The organism is Pseudomonas resinovorans NBRC 106553 (genome assembly GCF_000412695.1).
Lineage (GTDB): Bacteria > Pseudomonadota > Gammaproteobacteria > Pseudomonadales > Pseudomonadaceae > Metapseudomonas > Metapseudomonas resinovorans_A.
In genome coordinates this window covers 444,039-460,134 of the sequence record NC_021499.1, presented here as the reverse complement: position 1 = coordinate 460,134, position 16,096 = coordinate 444,039, and the positions used below count along the sequence as shown (strand labels likewise).

Annotated in this window: 12 protein-coding genes; 5 read left to right on the top strand and 7 right to left on the bottom strand. The window is 66.7% G+C overall.

Annotated elements, in window-relative coordinates:
- Nucleotides 1–51: 51 nt before the first annotated feature.
- From PCA10_RS02065 to choX, 3 genes are all read right to left on the bottom strand, one after another.
- Complete coding sequence (locus PCA10_RS02065) at nt 52–1,017, bottom strand: L-carnitine dehydrogenase (RefSeq protein ID WP_016490362.1); 966 nt, start codon at nt 1,015–1,017, stop codon at nt 52–54.
- A 176-nt stretch (nt 1,018–1,193) separates the two neighbouring features.
- Nucleotides 1,194–2,081, bottom strand: coding sequence for a 3-dehydrocarnitine:acetyl-CoA trimethylamine transferase CdhC (gene cdhC / locus PCA10_RS02060; protein WP_016490361.1), 888 nt, complete (start codon nt 2,079–2,081; stop codon nt 1,194–1,196).
- Nucleotides 2,082–2,153: 72 nt separating this feature from the next.
- Nucleotides 2,154–3,092 (bottom strand): choline ABC transporter substrate-binding protein, encoded by a 939-nt coding sequence (gene choX, locus PCA10_RS02055; RefSeq protein ID WP_016490360.1) that lies wholly within the window; start codon nt 3,090–3,092, stop codon nt 2,154–2,156.
- Nucleotides 3,093–3,316: 224 nt separating this feature from the next.
- Here choX and PCA10_RS02050 point away from each other — a divergent pair, with 224 nt between their 5' ends.
- Nucleotides 3,317–4,288 carry a GlxA family transcriptional regulator gene (locus tag PCA10_RS02050; protein WP_041770105.1) on the top strand — a complete coding sequence of 324 codons (972 nt, stop codon included), beginning with the start codon at nt 3,317–3,319 and terminating at the stop codon, nt 4,286–4,288.
- A gap of 114 nt (nt 4,289–4,402) precedes the next feature.
- Here PCA10_RS02050 and PCA10_RS02045 read toward each other — a convergent pair whose 3' ends face one another.
- The 4 genes from PCA10_RS02045 to PCA10_RS02030 are packed head-to-tail and all read right to left on the bottom strand — an operon-like array spanning nt 4,403 to nt 9,529.
- The gene (locus PCA10_RS02045) at nt 4,403–4,624 is read right to left on the bottom strand and encodes a formate dehydrogenase subunit delta (RefSeq protein WP_016490358.1); all 222 of its coding nucleotides are present in this window, start codon (nt 4,622–4,624) and stop codon (nt 4,403–4,405) included.
- Nucleotides 4,621–7,497 (bottom strand): formate dehydrogenase subunit alpha, encoded by a 2,877-nt coding sequence (gene fdhF / locus PCA10_RS02040; RefSeq protein WP_016490357.1) that lies wholly within the window; start codon nt 7,495–7,497, stop codon nt 4,621–4,623. Before fdhF ends, PCA10_RS02045 begins: the two co-directional genes overlap by 4 nt.
- The gene (locus PCA10_RS02035) at nt 7,494–9,053 is read right to left on the bottom strand and encodes a formate dehydrogenase beta subunit (RefSeq protein WP_016490356.1); all 1,560 of its coding nucleotides are present in this window, start codon (nt 9,051–9,053) and stop codon (nt 7,494–7,496) included. Before PCA10_RS02035 ends, fdhF begins: the two co-directional genes overlap by 4 nt.
- Complete coding sequence (locus PCA10_RS02030) at nt 9,047–9,529, bottom strand: formate dehydrogenase subunit gamma (RefSeq protein WP_041770493.1); 483 nt, start codon at nt 9,527–9,529, stop codon at nt 9,047–9,049. Before PCA10_RS02030 ends, PCA10_RS02035 begins: the two co-directional genes overlap by 7 nt.
- 539 nt (nt 9,530–10,068) lie before the next feature.
- Between PCA10_RS02030 and PCA10_RS02025 the strand changes: the two genes are divergently transcribed.
- The 4 genes from PCA10_RS02025 to dgcB all read left to right on the top strand — a co-directional run bounded on the left by PCA10_RS02025 (nt 10,069) and on the right by dgcB (nt 15,956).
- Complete coding sequence (locus tag PCA10_RS02025; protein WP_016490354.1) at nt 10,069–11,046, top strand: dipeptidase; 978 nt, start codon at nt 10,069–10,071, stop codon at nt 11,044–11,046.
- 187 nt (nt 11,047–11,233) lie between these two features.
- Nucleotides 11,234–11,764, top strand: a complete 531-nt coding sequence (locus PCA10_RS02020) for a DUF5943 domain-containing protein (protein ID WP_016490353.1) — start codon at nt 11,234–11,236, stop codon at nt 11,762–11,764.
- Nucleotides 11,765–11,779: 15 nt separating this feature from the next.
- Nucleotides 11,780–13,840, top strand: a complete 2,061-nt coding sequence (gene dgcA, locus PCA10_RS02015; protein ID WP_016490352.1) for a dimethylglycine demethylation protein DgcA — start codon at nt 11,780–11,782, stop codon at nt 13,838–13,840.
- 157 nt (nt 13,841–13,997) lie between these two features.
- A complete protein-coding gene (gene dgcB / locus PCA10_RS02010) occupies nt 13,998–15,956 on the top strand; it encodes a dimethylglycine demethylation protein DgcB (protein ID WP_016490351.1) in 1,959 nt (652 codons plus the stop codon).
- Nucleotides 15,957–16,096 lie beyond the last annotated feature (140 nt).

Below are 16,096 nucleotides of genomic sequence, written 5' to 3'. Positions count from 1 at the left end.
AACCCGGGCTCTCCCACAGGTTGGCGCCGAGCCCGGGGCCCGACGAAGGGGTCAGTCGGCGAAGGCGAAGCCGTGCTTGGCCTTGGTCTCCTTTATGGCGCCAAGTACCGCCATCAGGCAGTCGTCACGATAGCGCTCCAGCTCGGCGATGCTGCGCGAACCCTGCTGCTCGGCGGTGCCCTCCACCACGCTGTCGATCAGGCTGTCGGTCAGTTCCGGGGCCGGCAGATAGGTCCAGGGCAGTTGCAGGGCCGGACCGAACTGGGCCATGAAGTGGCGCATCCCGGCGTTGCCGCCCGCCAGTGTATAGGTGAGGAAGGTACCCATGAAGGACCAGCGCAACCCGGCGCCGAAGCGGATCGCATCGTCGATTTCGCCGGTGGTGGCCACGCCGTCGTTGACCAGGTGCAACGCCTCGCGCCAGAGCGCTTCGAGCAGGCGGTCGGCAATGAAACCGGGCACTTCCTTGCGCACGTGCAAAGGACGCATGCCCAGCGCGGTGTAGACCTCGATGGCCGCCTGCACCGCTTCCGGCGCGGTCTTTTCGCCCCCCACCACTTCCACCAGCGGCAACAGGTACACCGGGTTGAACGGGTGTCCCACCACGCAGCGTTCGGGGTGGACGGCGTCGGCGTAGAACTCGCTGGGCAGCAGGCCCGAGGTGCTGGAGCCGATGATCACGTTGGGGCGCGCCGCCGCGCTGATCTTCGCGTGCAGGTCGAGCTTGAGGTCGAGGCGCTCCGGCGCGCTTTCCTGGACGAAGTCGGCATCACGCACGCATTCCTCGATGGTTTCGACGAAGCGCAGGCGATCCTGCGAGGCGCCGGGCGCGAGGCCCTGCTTCTGCAGCGCCGGCCAGGCGTTGGCGATGCGCGCGCGCAGGGCGGCTTCGGCGCCGGGCGCCGGGTCCCAGGCGATCACGTCGAGGCCGTGGGCCAGGGCGCGGGCGATCCAGCCGCTGCCGATGACGCCGCTGCCGAGGGCGGCGAAGGTCTTGATCTGGGTAACGAAGGACATCGGGAACTCCTGGTTCTGTAGCCCGGATGCAATCCGGGAAATGGCATCGGATTCGCTCCCGGATTACATCCGGGCTACGTCACTACGTCGATCCGTAGGTTGGGTAGAGGAACGGAACCCAACAACGCGTTGGGCTTCGCGGCGCTCAGCGCCAACCTACGGTTGCATGACAGGGCTCAGCCACGACGCTTGAGCTTCATCTTTTCGCGGCCCTCGGCCGGGCTCAGGGCACGGCCGCCGAGGCGCTCTATGATCTCGATGGCCCGCTCCACAAGCTGGCCGTTGCTGGCGTGTACGCCCCGGTCGAGCCAGATGTTGTCCTCCAGCCCCACCCGCACGTTGCCGCCCAGCAGCATGGCCTGGGCCACCATGGGCATCTGCGAGCGGCCGATGCCGAAACCGGCCCAGGTGATGCCGGGCGGCAGGTTGTCGGCCATGGCCTTCATGGTGGTGGTATCGGCCGGCGCGCCCCACGGAATCCCCAGGCAGATCTGGATCAGCGGGTCTTCCAGCAGGCCCTCCTTGAGCATCTGCTTGGCGAACCAGAGATGGCCGGTGTCGAAGATTTCCAGCTCGGCCTTCACCCCCAGCTCGGTGATGCGTTTGGCGCCGGCGCGCAGCTGGGCCGGGGTGGAGACGTAGATGAAGTCGCCATCGCCGAAGTTCAGGGTGCCGCAGTCCAGGGTGCAGATTTCCGGCAACAGTTCCTCGACATGGGCCAGGCGCTCCAGCGGTCCCACCAGGTCGGTGCCGGTGCCGAACTCCAGGGGCTGCTCGCCCTTGCCGATCTCCAGGTCGCCGCCCATGCCTGCGGTGAGGTTGATGATGATGTCGGTGTCGCTCTCGCGGATGCGCTCCACCAGCTCGCGGTACAGGGCCACGTCGCGGCTGGGCTTGCCGGTTTTCGGGTCGCGTACATGGCAGTGGGCGACGGTGGCGCCGGCCTTCGCCGCCTCGATGGCGGCGGCGGCGATTTCCTTCGGGGTGACGGGAATGGCCGGATGCTTGCCGACGGTATCGCCGGCGCCGGTGACGGCACAGGTGACTATGACTTCATGGTTCACGGTATTTCATCCTTCTGCGAGGCGATCGGAAGCCGTGCGCGGGGATACCCGCGCACCCTGTGTTGCGTGTGATTACTTCAGTGAGGCGAAGGCGCTTTCGACGCCGTTCTTGCCGTCGAAGGTGGTGACCCCGGCGAGCCAGCCCTTGACCACTTCCGGATTGGCCTTGAGCCATTCGCGGGCGACCTTGGCCGGGTCTTCGCGGTCCATGATCGGCTGCATCAGCTGGGCTTCCTGGTCGCTGGAAAAGCGCAGGTTGGACAGCAGCCGGTCGGCGTTGGGGCAGCGTTGGGCGAAGTCCGGCGCGGTAACGACGGAAACCGTGGCGGCGCCGTCATTGGGGCCGAACACATCCTCACTGCCGCTGAGGTAGGTGATGGGCATCTGGATGTTCATCGGGTGCGGCTTCCAGCCGAAGAACACCACCGGCTTGTTGTTCTTCACCGCGCGCTTGACCGCCGTGAGCATGGCCGCCTCGCTGGACTCCACCAGCTTGAACTCGCCGAGGCCGAACTGGTTGGTGTCGATCATCTTCTGGATGGCGATGTTGGCGCCGGAACCGGACTCGATACCGTAGATCTTGCCGTCGAGCTGGTCCTTGAACTTGGCGATGTCGGCGAAGGTACGCAGGCCCTGCTCGGCGGTGTAGCTGGGCACGGCGAGGACGGCCACGGCGTCGTTGAGCGAAGGCTCGGCGGCCACCCTGACCGATTTCGACTCGATGAAGGGCTTGATGTTGTCGTCCATGATCGGCTTCCAGTAGCCGAGGAATACATCGACCTGTTTCTTCTGGATGCCGGCGAAAATGATCTGCTGCGACGCCTGGGTCTGGGTGGTCTGGTAGCCCAGGCTGCCGAGCAATTCGTTGGCAACGGCGGTGGTGGCGACCACATCGGTCCAACCCACCAGACCCACGCGGATCTTCTGGCAACTGGCGTCGTCGGCGGCGAGCGCGGCGGAAGTAGAGAGGGCGAACAAACAGCAACCAGCGAATGCGGTAAGACGTTTCATTGATGCTCCCCTTGCGGCCAAACGGTTCATGTATTTGTTTTCAGGAGCCGGGGGCGACTCCTTCCGTTCTCGGGCACCACGACAACCCGATGGAGACAAATTACGCAGCGCGGAGCCGGTCGATTCGAACTAAAGCGACTACCTGTTGAACAGGAACGACCTCCTTTCTTGCACTCGCATCGCCATTGTCTTTTAGTGACTCACCCCCCTCGCGGAAAGTGCACATGTCACAGACCTTCAGCTTTCTCCTTCTTCCGGGCTTCTCGATGATGGGGTTGATGTCGGCGGTGGAACCCCTGCGGGTGGCCAATCGATTTCGCGGGGAACTCTATCGCTGGCGCCTGCTGAGCCTGGATGGTGGTCCCGTGGCGGGCAGCAACGGCATGTCGCTGAACGTCGACGGCGGACTGGACGCGCCGGCCGAAGGTGACTGCCTGTTCGTGGTGGCGGGATTCGACCCGTTGGCCAGCTTCAGCCCGCGCCTGGCGCATTGGCTGGGTCGCGCTGAACGCGATGGCCTGCAGCTGGGCGGCATCGACACCGGCAGCTTCGTGCTGGCCGAAGCCGAGCTGCTTTCCCGGCAGCGCCTGACCTTGCACTGGGAAGCCCTGGAGGCCTTCCACGAGCGCTATCCGACGCTCAACGCCACCCAGGAACTCTTCGAGATCGACGACCGGCGCATCACCAGTGCCGGCGGTACCGCCAGCCTCGACCTGATGCTCACCCTGATCGCCAGGAGCCACGGCGAGGCCCTGGCCCTGCAGGTGTCCGAGCAGTTCGTGCTGGGCCGCATCCGCACCCGCCAGGACCACCAGCGCATGCAGATCGCCAGTCGATTCAACGTCCATAACAAGAAGTTGGGGCAGGTGATCGGCGAGATGCAGCGGCACAGCGAGACGCCACTCTCGTCAAAGGAACTGGCCGCGCGGGTGAGCGTCACCCCGCGCCAGCTGGAGCGGCTGTTCCGTCTGCACCTGAAGGAAACGCCGTCGAATTTCTACCTCGGCCTGCGCCTGGAGAAGGGCCGCCAGCTATTGCGCCAGACCGACATGAGCGTGCTGGAAGTGGCCCTGGCCTGCGGCTTCGAGTCCTCGTCCTACTTCTCCCGCGCCTACCGGGCGCGCTTCGCCAACTGCCCGAGCCAGGACCGGCATGAGCATCCGGACCAGGAGCCGGCCCAGCGGACAACCCCGTAGGGGCGAATTCATTCGCCAAGCAGACCGCAGGTCTGCCCGGCGACCTTGCAGGGGGCAGCTGCGCCGCCCTTGGCGAATGAATTCGCCCCCACAAGGAGAAGCCCCCACAAGGACCTACACCGCCCTTCCCTGCTCGGTCAGCGCCTCCCGCACCAGGGGGTGCAAGGCGGCGCCGCGCTGCTCGACCTGCCAGGCCATCAGCTCGATGCGCATGGCCGGCGTCCAGAAGCTCTGCAGGTGCTGGCGCACGCCCTTCACGGCCTGTTCCTTGTCCGGCTCGGAGGCGAAGAACTGGGCGATCTGGTTGGCCATCTTGATCAGGTTCTCGGTGCTCATCGGCGTACCTCCGCTTTTTCGGTCCTGCGACGTTCCTTGAGCAATCGCCGCTGTTCGTCACTGAATGCCTGATAGCGCTTCTGCCACTCCGACGGCTGGTAGACCCGTGCGACTTCCACCGCCGTGACCTTGTATTCCGGGCAGTTGGTGGCCCAGTCGGAGTTGTCGGTGGTGATCACGTTGGCCCCCGACTCGGGGAAGTGGAAGGTGGTGTACACCACGCCCGGCGCCACCCGTTCGCTGACCCTGGCGCGCAGCACGGTCTGTCCGGCGCGGCTGCCCACGCCTACCCAGTCGCCCTCGCTGATTCCACGGCTTTCGGCATCGGTCGGGTGGATCTCCAGTCGGTCCTCGTCGTGCCAGGCGACGTTGTCGGTGCGCCGGGTCTGGGCGCCGACGTTGTACTGGCTGAGGATGCGGCCGGTGGTCAGCAGCAGTGGGTAGCGGTTGTTGACCTTCTCTTCGGTGGGCACGTAGCCGGTGAGCATGAAGCGGCCCTTGCCACGGGCGAACTCCTCGATATGCATGGTCGGCGTGCCGTCCGGCGCGGCATCGTTGCAGGGCCACTGCAGGCTGCCATGTCGGTCCAGTTCGGCGTAGCTGACGCGGGTGAAGGTTGGTGTCAGGCGGGCGATCTCGTCCATGATCTCGGACGGGTGCTTGTAGTCCATCCGGTAACCCAGGGCATTGGCCAGCGCCACGGTGGCTTCCCAGTCGGCCTTGCCGCCCAGCGGGTCCATCACCTTGCGCACGCGGGAGATGCGGCGCTCGGCGTTGGTGAAGGTGCCGTCCTTCTCGAGGAAGGAACTGCCCGGCAGGAACACATGGGCGAACTTGGCGGTTTCGTTGAGGAAGATGTCCTGCACCACCACGCACTCCATCGCCGACAACGCAGCGGTGACGTGCTGGGTGTTGGGATCGCTCTGGGCGATGTCCTCGCCCTGGCAGTAGAGCGCCTTGAAGGTGCCGCCCAGGGCCGCCTCGAACATGTTGGGGATACGCAGGCCCGGATCGGGCTGCAGGGTCACGCCCCAGGCCTGCTCGAACTGGTGGCGCACCGCCTCGTTGGAGATATGCCGATAGCCGGGCAGCTCGTGGGGGAAGGAGCCCATGTCGCAGGAGCCCTGGACGTTGTTCTGCCCGCGCAGCGGGTTCACCCCCACCCCTTCGCGACCAATGTTGCCAGTGACCATGGCGAGGTTGGCGATACCCATAACGGCGGTGCTGCCCTGGCTGTGCTCGGTGACACCCAGGCCGTAGTAGATCGCCGCATTGCCGCCGGTGGCGTAGAGCCGGGCGGCGGCGCGGATCTGCTCGGCGGGCACGCCGCAGACCGGGCCCAGCACTTCCGGGGCGTTCTCCGGCAGGCCGACGAAATCGCGCCAGCGGGCGAAATCGGCAGCCTCGCAGCGGGCGTCGACGAAGTCCTGGTTGACCAGGCCTTCGCTGACGATGACGTGGGCCAGGGCGTTGAGCATGGCCACGTTGGTGCCCGGGCGCAGCGCCAGGTGCAACTCGGCGCGGGCGTGGGGGGAGTCCACCAGGTCGATGCGCCGAGGGTCGATGACGATCAGTCGCGCGCCCTGGCGCAGCCGGCGCTTGAGCTGGGAGCCGAACACCGGGTGGGCGTCGGTGGGGTTGGCGCCTATCACCAGGACCACGTCGGCCTGCATCACCGAGTCGAAGCTCTGGGTGCCGGCGGATTCGCCCAGGGTCTGTTTCAGGCCGTAGCCGGTGGGCGAGTGGCAGACCCGCGCACAGGTGTCGACGTTGTTGTTGCCGAAGCCGGCGCGCACCAGCTTCTGCACCAGATAGGTCTCTTCGTTGGTGCAGCGACTGGAGGTGATGCCGCCGATGGAGTCGCGCCCGTACTTGAGCTGGATGCGACGGAACTCGCTGGCCGCGTAGTTCACCGCCTCGTCCCAGCTGACTTCCTGCCAGGGGTCCGAGAGGTGCTTGCGGATCATCGGCTTGGTGATGCGGTCCGGGTGGGTGGCGTAGCCCCAGGCGAAGCGGCCCTTGACGCAGGAATGGCCGTGGTTGGCCTGGCCGTTCTTGTCCGGGACCATGCGTACCAGCTGGTCGCCCTTCATCTCGGCGCGGAACGAGCAACCCACCCCGCAGTAGGCACAGGTGGTGATTACGCTGCGCTCCGGCTGGCCCATTTCCACCACGCTCTTTTCCATCAGGGTGGCGGTCGGGCAGGCCTGCACGCAGGCGCCGCAGGACACGCATTCGGAGTCGAGGAAATCCTCGCCGCCGGCGGCACTGACCCGCGAATCGAAGCCGCGCCCGCTGATGGTCAGGGCGAAGGTGCCCTGGGTTTCCTCGCAGGCGCGCACGCAGCGGTTGCAGACGATGCACTTGCTCGGGTCGTAGTCGAAATAGGGGTTGGAAACGTCCTTGGCCTCGGCCAGGTGGTTGGCGCCGTCAAAGCCGTAGCGCACCTCCCGCAGGCCCACCTGGCCGGCCACGGTCTGCAGCTCGCAGTTGCCGTTGGCCGAGCAGGTCAGGCAGTCCAGCGGGTGGTCGGAGATGTACAGCTCCATGACGTTGCGCCGCAGGGTGGCCAGCTTCGGCGTCTGGGTGTGGACCACCATACCTTCGGTCACGGGCGTGGTGCAGGAGGCCGGGTAGCCGCGCATACCGTCGATCTCCACCAGGCACATGCGGCAGGAGCCGAAGGGCTCCAGGCTGTCGGTGGCGCAAAGTTTGGGGATGGTGGTGCCGAGCAGCGCGGCGGCACGCATCACCGAGGTGCCCGCCGGCACGCTGATCTCGCGGCCGTCGATGCTCAGGCTGACCTGCACCTCGCTGTCGCGGGCCGGGGTGCCGAGGTCGATGTCGCTGGCGGGGTCGAAGAGATTGATCATTGGTCGGCCTCCGAGGTCTGCAGACCGAAGTCGGCGGGGAAATGCTTGAGGGCGCTGGCCACCGGGTACGAGGTCATCCCGCCCAGGGCGCAGAGCGAGCCGGACTGCAGGGTGTCGCAGAGGTCCCTGAGCAGCTCGGCCTGCTCCTCGCGGGCGGCGGCGTTGGTGGAGGCGATCAGCCGGTCCACCACTTCCACGCCACGGGTGGAGCCGATCCGGCACGGCGTGCACTTGCCGCAGGATTCCTCGGCGCAGAACTGCAGGGCGAAACGGGCCATGCGCGCCATGTCCAGGCTGTCGTCGGCCACCACCACGCCGCCGTGGCCGAGCATCGCGCCCATGGCGGCGAACGCCTCGTAGTCCAAAGGTGTATCGAACTGTGCGGGCGGCACCCAGGCGCCCAGGGGGCCACCCACTTGCGCGGCCTTCAGCGGGCGGCCGCTGGCGGTACCGCCGCCATAGCCTTCCACCAGTTCCCGCAGGGTCAGGCCGAAGGCGCGCTCCACCAGGCCGCCGTGGCGGATATTGCCGGCCAGCTGGAAGGGCATGGTGCCCAGGGAGCGGCCCATGCCGAAGTCGCGGTAGAACTGCGCGCCCCGCGCCAGGATGATTGGCACCGAGGCCAGGGTGAGCACGTTGTGCACCAGGGTTGGAAGGCCGAACAGGCCTTGCAGCGCCGGCAGCGGCGGCTTGGCGCGGACGGTGCCGCGCTTGCCCTCGAGGGAGTCCAGCAGGGCGGTTTCTTCACCGCAGATATAGGCGCCGGCGCCGACCCGTACGTCCAGGTCGAAGGCCCGACCACTGCCGCCCGCATTGGCGCCGAGGTAGCCGGCCTCCCGCGCGATGCGCAGGGCCTGGTTCAGGGTGTCGATGGCGTCCGGGTACTCGGAGCGCACATAGACGTAGCCCATGCTGGCACCGACGGCGAGCCCGGCAATGGCCATGCCCTCGATCAGCAGGAAGGGGTCGCCCTCCATCAGCATGCGGTCGGCGAAGGTGCCGGAGTCGCCTTCGTCGGCGTTGCACACCACGTATTTCTGCCCGGCGCCGGCCTCGCGCACCGTGCGCCACTTGATACCCGCCGGGAAGGCCGCGCCGCCCCGGCCACGCAGACCGGAATCCAGCACCGCGGCGACGGTTGCCTCGCCGCCCAGGGCGATGGCGCGGTCCAGGCCCTCGAAGCCGCCACGGGCCCGATAGTCCTCCAGGGACAGCGGGCGGGTGATGCCGGCGCGGGCGAAGAGCAGGCGCTGCTGGCTCTTCAGGTAGGGAATTTCCTCCACCGGCCCCAGGGCCAGTGGATGGCTGCCGGCATTGCCCGCAAGGGCATCCAGCACGGACGGCACGTCCGCCGCCGTCAGCGGGCCGAAGCCCAGGCGCCCCTCGGGGCCTTCCAGCTCCAGCAGCGGCTCCAGCCAGTAGAGCCCACGGGAACTGGTGCGCAACAGCTCGATCGGCAGCTGCCGGCGTTCGGCCTCGCGCAGCAGGCTGTCGGCGACCTCATCAGCGCCCACGGCGCGGGCCACCGAATCGCAGGGAATGCACAGCCTCAGCATGAGCCTTCCTCCAGGCAGCCGTTCACCAGGTCACGCAGGTGCTCGGGAGTGAGTCGGGCATGCAAACGGCCGTCCAGTTCCAGTGCCGGCGAGCAGGCGCAGGCCCCCAGGCAGTAGACCGGCCGCAGGCTGATCTGGCCGTCGGCGCTGGTGCCGTGATCGTCCAGCTCCAGCTGCTCGCGCAACTGCGCGGCCAGGCGCTCGGCGCCCATGCTCTGGCAGGATTCGGCGCGGCACAGGCGCAGGGTGTGGCGCGCCGGCGGCGTGGTGCGGAAATCGTGGTAGAAGCTGATCACCCCGCGCACCTCGGCCAGGCTGAGGTTGAGGGCATGGGCGATCTCGGCGATGGCGAGGTCGGGGATGTACCCGGCGCCATCCTGGATGGCATGCAGGATCGGCAGCAGGGCACCGGGGGTGTCCTTCTCGCGTTCCAGCACGCTGTGGATCAGTGGCAGGTGAAGCGTCTCATCAGGCATACAGCGTTCCTCTGCTTCGCGGACCACGCTGTTGGCCAGTAGTCCGGAGGTCTTCGGCTGCGGGTCCCGGCCGAGCGTCTGCGCGCGCGTGTCGGGGCATTCGGCGAGCTTGCCATCCTCGCCGTCCGGCAATTGCACCTCAGCGACCCTTCGCATCCTGAAACCGACCCGGGGCCTGGGCGGTGCCGTACCTACCTTTATAGGCGGTGCGCAGAGGAGGTCGATGGGAGGCGGACCTGCGGTTCAGTCTGCATAGGCCAGTAGGGACGAATTCATTCGCCAAGGGCAACGGAGTTGCCCTCCTCGACGCCGCATGGCGGACCCGCGGCCCGCTTGGCGATTGAAATCGCCCCCACAAGAGCCCCGCCAAGCCCCCCCCGAAATCACCCTTCCGAACCCCGCATGCCCATTCGCGACCGGCTTGACGCTTTCGGAAATACCCCGGTCGCTTTTGCGCGATAGCGCCGAATCCCCCGGGGATATGCTCCCCTCAAAGCGCCGGCAGAAGATTCGGCGCATGGATAACAGGGGACAGCCTGATGAGCCCAGCCGAACTGCACGCCGACAGCATCGTCATCGACGGTCTGATCATTGCCAAATGGAACCGTGAACTCTTCGAAGACATGCGCAAGGGCGGGCTGACCGCGGCCAACTGCACCGTATCGGTCTGGGAAGGCTTCCAGGCGACGGTGAACAACATCGCCGCCAGCAGCAAGCTGATCCGCGAGAACAGCGACCTGGTGATCCCGGTGCGCACCACCGCCGACATCCGCAAGGCCAAGGAGCAGGGCAAGACCGGCATCCTCTTCGGCTTCCAGAACGCCCATGCGTTCGAGGACCAGATCGGCTATGTCGAGGTGTTCAAGCAGCTCGGCGTGGGCATTGTGCAGATGTGCTACAACACCCAGAACCTGGTCGGCACCGGCTGCTACGAGCGCGACGGCGGCCTGTCCGGCTTCGGTCGCGAGATCGTCGCCGAGATGAACCGCGTCGGCGTCATGTGCGACCTCTCCCACGTGGGCTCCAAGACATCCGAGGAAGTCATCCTCGAATCGAAGAAACCGGTCTGCTACTCCCACTGCCTGCCGTCCGGCCTGAAGGAACACCCGCGCAACAAGTCCGATGAAGAACTGAAGTTCATCGCCGACCACGGCGGTTTCGTCGGCGTGACCATGTTCGCCCCCTTCCTCGCCAAGGGCATCGATTCGACCATCGACGACTACGCCGAGGCCATCGAGTACGTGATGAACCTCGTTGGTGAAGACGCCATCGGCATCGGCACCGACTTCACCCAGGGCCATGGCCAGGACTTCTTCGAGTGGCTGACCCACGACAAGGGTTACGCCCGCCGCCTGACCAACTTCGGCAAGATCGTCAACCCGCTGGGCATCCGCACCGTGGGCGAGTTCCCCAACCTCACCGAGACCCTGCTCAAGCGCGGCATGCCCGAGCGCGTGGTGCGCAAGGTCATGGGCGAGAACTGGGTCCGCGTGTTGAAGGATGTCTGGGGCGAATAGCCCCAAGCCCCCGACGTAGGTTGGTGCAGAGCGCAGCGAAGCCCAACAAGGAGCGCGCAGCGCTCCCACGATTTCATCAGAACGCCGCTGGCCGGTTCTCCGAACCGGGTGTTGGGCTTCGCAAGCTCAGCGCCAACCTACGGACAGGCCAGCCCCATTGCGAATCGAATTCCGGAGCTTGAACAACATGGCCAAACACGCCCCCGAACTGCCCATCGAAGTCGACAGCGAAACCGGTGTCTGGACCACCGACGCCCTGCCGATGCTGTACGTGCCCCGTCACTTCTTCGTCAACAACCACATGGGCATCGAAGCCGAGCTGGGCCCGGAGCGCTACGCCGAGATCCTCTACAAGGCCGGCTACAAGTCCGCCTGGCACTGGTGCGAGAAGGAAGCCGAATGCCACGGCCTGGAAGGTGTGGCGGTGTTCGAGCACTACATGAAGCGCCTGTCCCAGCGCGGCTGGGGCCTGTTCCAGATCGAAGCGATCGACCTCGACAAGGGCACCGCCCAGGTGCGCCTGAAGCACTCCGCCTTCGTCTACGTGTACGGCAAGGTGGGCCGCAAGGTCGACTACATGTTCACCGGCTGGTTCGCCGGCGCCATGGACCAGATCCTCCAGGCCCGCGGCAGCAGCGTTCGTACCGTCGCCGAGCAGGTCTACGGCGGCTCGGAAGAAGGCCACGACGATGGCCTGTTCACCGTCAAACCTCTGTAAGTCGGAGCGCGCATCATGGCTTTCGAAGCAATGTTCCAGCCGATCCAGATCGGCAAGCTGACCATCCGCAACCGCGTGCTCTCCACCGCCCACGCCGAGGTGATCGCCACCGATGGCGGCATGACCACCGAACGCTACGTGAAGTACTACGAGGAGAAAGCCAAGGGCGGCATCGGCCTGGCCATCTGCGGGGGATCCTCCGTGGTCTCCAGCGACAGCCCCCAGGAGTGGTGGAGCTCGGTGAACCTGTCCACCGACCGCATCATCCCGCACTTCCAGAATCTGGCCGACGCCATGCACAAGCACGGCGCCAAGATCATGATCCAGATTACCCACATGGGCCGCCGCTCCCGCTGGGACGGCTTCAACTGGCCGACCCTGATGTCGCCGTCGGGCATCCGCGAGCCGGTGCACCGCGCGACCTGCAAGACCATCGAAGTGGAAGAGATCTGGCGCGTGATCGGTGACTTCGCCCAGGCCGCGCGCCGGGCCAAGGCCGGCGGCCTGGACGGTGTCGAACTGTCCGCCGTGCACCAGCACATGATCGACCAGTTCTGGAGCCCGCGCGTCAACAAGCGTACCGACGAATGGGGCGGCAGCTTCGAGGGCCGCATGAAGTTCGGCCTGGAAGTGCTGAAAGCCGTGCGTGCCGAAGTGGGTGACGACTTCTGCGTCGGCCTGCGCATCTCCGGTGACGAGTTCCACCCGGACGGCCTGTCCCACGAAGACATGAAGCAGATCGCCAAGTACTACAGCGATACCGGCATGCTCGACTTCATCGGCGTGGTCGGCTCCGGCGCCGACACCCACAACACCCTGGCCAACGTGATCCCCAACATGAGCTTCCCGCCGGAGCCCTTCCTGCACCTGGCGGCCGGCATCAAGGAAGTGGTCAACGTGCCGGTGCTGCACGCGCAGAACATCAAGGACCCGAACCAGGCCACCCGCATCCTCGAAGGCGGCTACGTGGACATGGTCGGCATGACCCGCGCCCACATCGCCGACCCGCACCTGATCGCCAAGATCAAGATGGGCCAGGTGGACCAGATCAAGCAGTGCGTCGGCGCCAACTACTGCATCGACCGCCAGTACCAGGGCCTGGACGTGCTCTGCATCCAGAACGCCGCCACCACCCGCGAGTACATGGGCCTGCCGCACATCATCGAGAAGACCACCGGCGTCAAGCGCAAGGTCGTGGTGATCGGTGGCGGCCCGGCCGGCATGGAAGCGGCGCGCGTGGCGGCCGAGCGCGGCCACGACGTGACCCTGTTCGAGAAGAAGGACCAGCTCGGCGGCCAGATCACCATCGCCGCCAAGGCGCCGCAACGTGATCAGATCGCCGGCATCACCCGCTGGTACCAGCTGGAGATCGCCCGCCTCGGCATCGATCTGCGCCTGGGCACCGCGGCCGATCCGGAGACCATCCTCGACCTGCGCCCGGACGTCGTCGTCCTGGCCAACGGCGGCCACCCCTTCATCGAGCAGAACGAGCACTGGGGCGCGGCGGAAGGCCTGGTGGTGAGCGCCTGGGACATCCTCGAAGGCAAGGTCGAGCCCGGCAAGAACGTACTGGTGTACGACACCATCTGCGAGTTCGGCGGCATGTCGGCGGCGGACTACCTGTCGGAAAAGGGTGCCCAGGTCGAGATCGTCACCGACGACATCAAGCCGGGCGTCGCCATGGGCGGCACCACCTTCCCCACCTACTACCGCAGCATGTATCCCAAGGAAGTGATCATGACCGGCGACCTGATGCTGGAGAAGGTCTACCGCGAGGGCGACAAGGTGGTGGCGGTGCTGGAGAACGAATACACCGGCGCCCGCGAGGAACGCGTGGTGGACCAGATCGTCATCGAGAACGGCGTGCGCCCCGACGAGAGCCTGTACTACGCCCTCAAGGAAGGCTCGCGCAACAAGGGCCAGATCGACGTCGACGCCCTGTTCGCGATCAAGCCGCAGCCCTGCCTGAGCCAGCCCGGCGACGGCTACCTGCTGTTCCGCATCGGCGACTGTGGGGCCCCGCGTAACGTGCACGCGGCGATCTACGACGCCCTGCGGTTGTGCAAGGACTTCTGACGAGCGCTCCCCTCTCCCCGTGGGAGAGGGGCCGGGGGTGAGGGAGGCAACAGCCGGCACGAACTTCCAGTGACGCCCTGCTCCCCTCACCCCAGCCCTCTCCCGAAGGGAGAGGGAGCCACCCGTGCCGCTTCCAGGTCCCGTTAGGAGACCAACAATGCTCAACACCCTTCTCCCCATCCTGCTCTTCGCCGCCCTGGCCCTGGCCGTACTGGGCGCCGCGAAGCGCTTCTTCATGTGGCGTCGCGGCCGGCCCTCGCAGGTCGACTGGATCGGCGGCCTGCTGAAGATGCCGCGCCGCTACCTGGTGGACCTGCACCATGTGGTCGAGCGCGACAAGTACATGTCCAAGACCCACGTGGCCACCGCCGGCGGCTTCGTCCTGTCGGCCCTGCTGGCGATCCTGGTGCACGGCTTCGGCCTGCACAGCCGCATCCTCGGCTTCGCCCTGCTGGCCGCCACCGTGCTGATGTTCGTCGGCGCGCTGTTCGTCGCCAAGCGTCGACGCAACCCGCCGGCGCGCCTGTCCAAGGGCCCCTGGATGCGCCTGCCGAAGAGCCTGCTGATGTTCTCGGCAAGTTTCTTCATCGCCACCCTGCCGGTGGCCGGCATCCTCCCTGAAGGCTTCGGCGGCTGGCTGTTGGCCGGCATCCTCGCCATCGGCGTGGCCTGGGGCGTGTCCGAGCTGTTCTTCGGCATGACCTGGGGCGGCCCGATGAAGCACGCCTTCGCCGGCGCCCTGCACCTAGCCTGGCACCGCCGCGCCGAACGCTTCGGCGGCGGCCGCTCCACCGGCCTCAAGGCACTGGACCTGAACGATCCGCACGCGCCCCTGGGCGTGGAGAAGCCCACCGACTTCACCTGGAACCAGTTGCTCGGCTTCGACGCCTGCGTGCAGTGCGGCAAGTGCGAGGCGGTGTGCCCGGCCTTCGCCGCCGGCCAGCCGCTGAACCCGAAGAAGCTGATCCAGGACATGGTCATCGGCCTCGCTGGCGGCAACGACGCCAAGTTCGCCGGCAGCCCCTACCCGGGCATCCCCCTGGGTGAACACAGCGGCGGCCCGCACCAGCCGATCGTCGCCCTGCAGGGCAAGGCGCTGGTTTCCGCCGAGACGCTGTGGTCCTGCACCACCTGCCGGGCCTGCGTCGAGGAATGCCCGATGATGATCGAGCACGTCGACGCCATCGTCGACATGCGCCGCCACCTCACCCTGGAAAAGGGCGCTACCCCGAACAAGGGTGCCGAGGTGCTGGAGAACCTGATCGCCACCGACAACCCCGGCGGCTTCGCCCCCGGCGGCCGGCTGAACTGGGCGGCGGACCTGAACCTGCCGCTGATGAGCGAGAAGAAGGAAGCCGAAGTACTGTTCTGGGTCGGCGACGGCGCCTTCGACATGCGCAACCAGCGCACCCTGCGCGCCTTCGTGAAGGTGCTGAAAGCCGCCAAGGTCGACTTCGCCGTGCTCGGCCTGGAAGAACGCGACAGCGGTGACGTGGCCCGCCGCCTGGGTGACGAAGCCACCTTCCAGCTGCTGGCCAAGCGCAATATCGCCACCCTCGGCCAGTACCGCTTCAAGCGCATTGTCAGCTGCGACCCCCATAGCTTCCACGTGCTGAAGAACGAGTACGGCGCCCTCGGCGGCAACTACGAAGTCCTGCACCACAGCACCTTCATCAATGAGCTGGTGCAGCGCGGCAGCCTCACCCTCGGCCAGAGCAAGGCTGCCAGCGTCACCTACCACGACCCGTGCTACCTGGGCCGCTACAACGGCGAATACGAAGCCCCACGCGCCGTACTCAAGGCCATTGGCATCGAGGTGAAGGAAATGCAGCGCTCGGGCTTCCGCTCCCGCTGCTGCGGCGGTGGCGGCGGCGCGCCGATCACCGACATTCCCGGCAAGCAGCGGATTCCCGATATGCGCATGGTGGACATCAAGGAAACCGGCGCCGAGCTGGTGGCCGTGGGCTGCCCGCAGTGCACCGCGATGCTCGAAGGCGTGGTGGCGCCACGCCCGGAGATCAAGGACATCGCCGAACTGGTTGCCGAGGTACTGGTCGAGGCACCGGCGGAAGCAAAAAAGCAGTCGGCGGTTAAAGCCGCCGTGGAGGTGGCGTGATGATCCGACGTCCGCACGTTTTCCTCCCCTCTCCCTCTGGGAGAGGGACCGGGGGTGAGGGAAGCCTCAGAGTTGCCCGCCACCCTCACCCCAGCCCTCTCCCGGAGGGAGAGGGGGCCGTTCGTGCAGCCCTGGAGACT